This window comes from Streptococcus sp. ELY_137 (assembly GCF_058314515.1).
Genome location: NZ_JBZFUL010000031.1, coordinates 1 through 1,884, shown reverse-complemented (window position 1 = coordinate 1,884; position 1,884 = coordinate 1). Strand labels below are relative to the sequence as shown.

Annotated in this window: 1 protein-coding gene and 1 pseudogene; both read right to left on the bottom strand. The window is 37.3% G+C overall.

The window, feature by feature from the left end; translation table 11 throughout:
• Positions 1-152: 152 nt before the first annotated feature.
• A complete protein-coding gene (locus AC4HAO_RS11280; RefSeq protein ID WP_491135398.1) occupies positions 153-755 on the bottom strand; it encodes a TipC family immunity protein in 603 nt (200 codons plus the stop codon).
• Positions 756-1,884, bottom strand: a pseudogene (locus AC4HAO_RS11275) (hypothetical protein); the annotation flags it as partial.

Here is a 1,884-nt window from a genome sequence, read left to right as displayed (position 1 = left end):
TCAACAATTTGTTGTTTAAAGTCATCTGTGAAATGACGGCGAATTTTTCTAGACATATCTGTTCTCCTATTTTCTTTAGTGTAGAACACTTTATCATTTCTGTCTAGTTTAGTGTAACCTATTCATGCTCTTAGGATGGTCTTTTAAGCCATCTACCAATTTTCCCACTGTTTTTTAATCTCTATCTTATCATAATCACTAGGGGTAAATTGACTATCATAAGCTTTAGTCCAATCTTTAAGAATGAGATCTTTTATAACTTGATCGTAAGAGTCTTCAACCTCTTCAATCGTTATATGATATTTCTTAAGATAAGATTTTACCTGTGAATTCGAATCGTAAAAAGGATCATCATGATTTTTATTATCATACACAATTAACTCTTCTTTAGCAGTTCTAGTATTAGGATCATAGATAAACCACATAATCAGACTCAAATTTTCATTTAGACTTTGACGAAAAGAAATATTTAATGTCTTATCAGAGTTATCTTTTCTGATAAAAATTTTTTTATACTTAGAATGAGCGTTTTCTTGGTAGGTAAACTGAGTGACAGGATACTCTTTGCCATTATCATCAAAACTTGAGTAATCTTTTCTTGTTACTTTCTTAGAAAGGTGCGTCTGATCCATCTCTAAATACATCTCATCAAAAACACTCGAGGCATGTTTCTCATAAAGATTAACATAAATAATCATACCAAGAAAAATGATGACAAAAAGTAGGGCAAAAGCTGGCTTTAAAAATTTCTTCATTTAAGGCTTCTCCCTATCAGATTGATAATCCTCGTCCCCAGCATAATCCTCTAGATTATTGTCCCCGTTTTTAATACTCTCATTAAAATTATATGACTCTTCGTAGTTATCCCTTAGATACCGCCCTCTCTCTGCATCACTCCAAGTTCTATATTCAGCTCCTTTACCAGGTTCAACGGTACTACTACCTGATGGAACGAGTGAGTCATAGATAGTATCTTCAACGCTCTTACTATCTTCATTTGTCTTAAATTCCTCAGCACGATTGGTCTCACCAGAATCAATGTCGCTATAGTAGTCATTACTGACTTCTATGTAGCTTTTCCCAGTTTCCTTCATTCTTTGAGCGGTATTCACCGCATCTAGATCTGCTCGATAGTCATCATTCCCTATAGATGGGGTTTTTCCTGCATCAGTCGTAGTGTCTCCTCGCCAGCCTGCTAAGTCTTGCATAGTTTTGCTTGGATTATGCAGTATCGTGGCCATCGTAATAGACTGATGGGCAAAGTCCGCATTAGTAATCTTACCGTTATCTGAATAATCTTTTAGTTTCTGATTATAAAATTCCTCAAATCCTTTTTCTGTGCCATAAGCTTCTTTGTATTTAGCTAATGCACTTCCTTTATTTTCATCAGACATTTCATCAAATGTTTCTCCACCAACTACAAGTTCATGCTGCAAACGAATATTATAATTTAGTTGTTTAGCCTCTTGTTTACTTAACCCCAATTGCTTAAGGATACTGACAGTATCCGTCGTCCCAAACTCATCCTTTAATGATCCTGCTGTCGCCTCCCATAATTTCTTATCGTATTCTGAATCAGCATCATAGACCGCTCCTCCAAGAATCCTGAGAAATAGATAATCAATATCCGCCTGACCCTTATCAGGAAACTTCTTCTCCAACCCTCTTCTGACTTGGATAATCTGGCGGGCAGTGGTGTCATCAAAGCCGTACTGAGCTTTGAGGTTCTCAACGTATTGTTGCTCCTCTGCAGTCAGTTTCAACACTTCACCAGCCTTCACCATCATGGTATTGAGCTGTTTCACCCAGTCCTTGTCTTTCGGCACCTTAAAAGTCCCGCTCTTACTGTCCCAGCACTGGCCTGCCTCGGATAAGCCCGTCTCA

Bases quoted from the DNA above. Each gene is read 5' to 3' on its own strand.
- AC4HAO_RS11280 (WP_491135398.1), bottom strand. From the start codon at position 755: ATGAAGAAATTTTTAAAGCCAGCTTTTGCCCTACTTTTTGTCATCATT.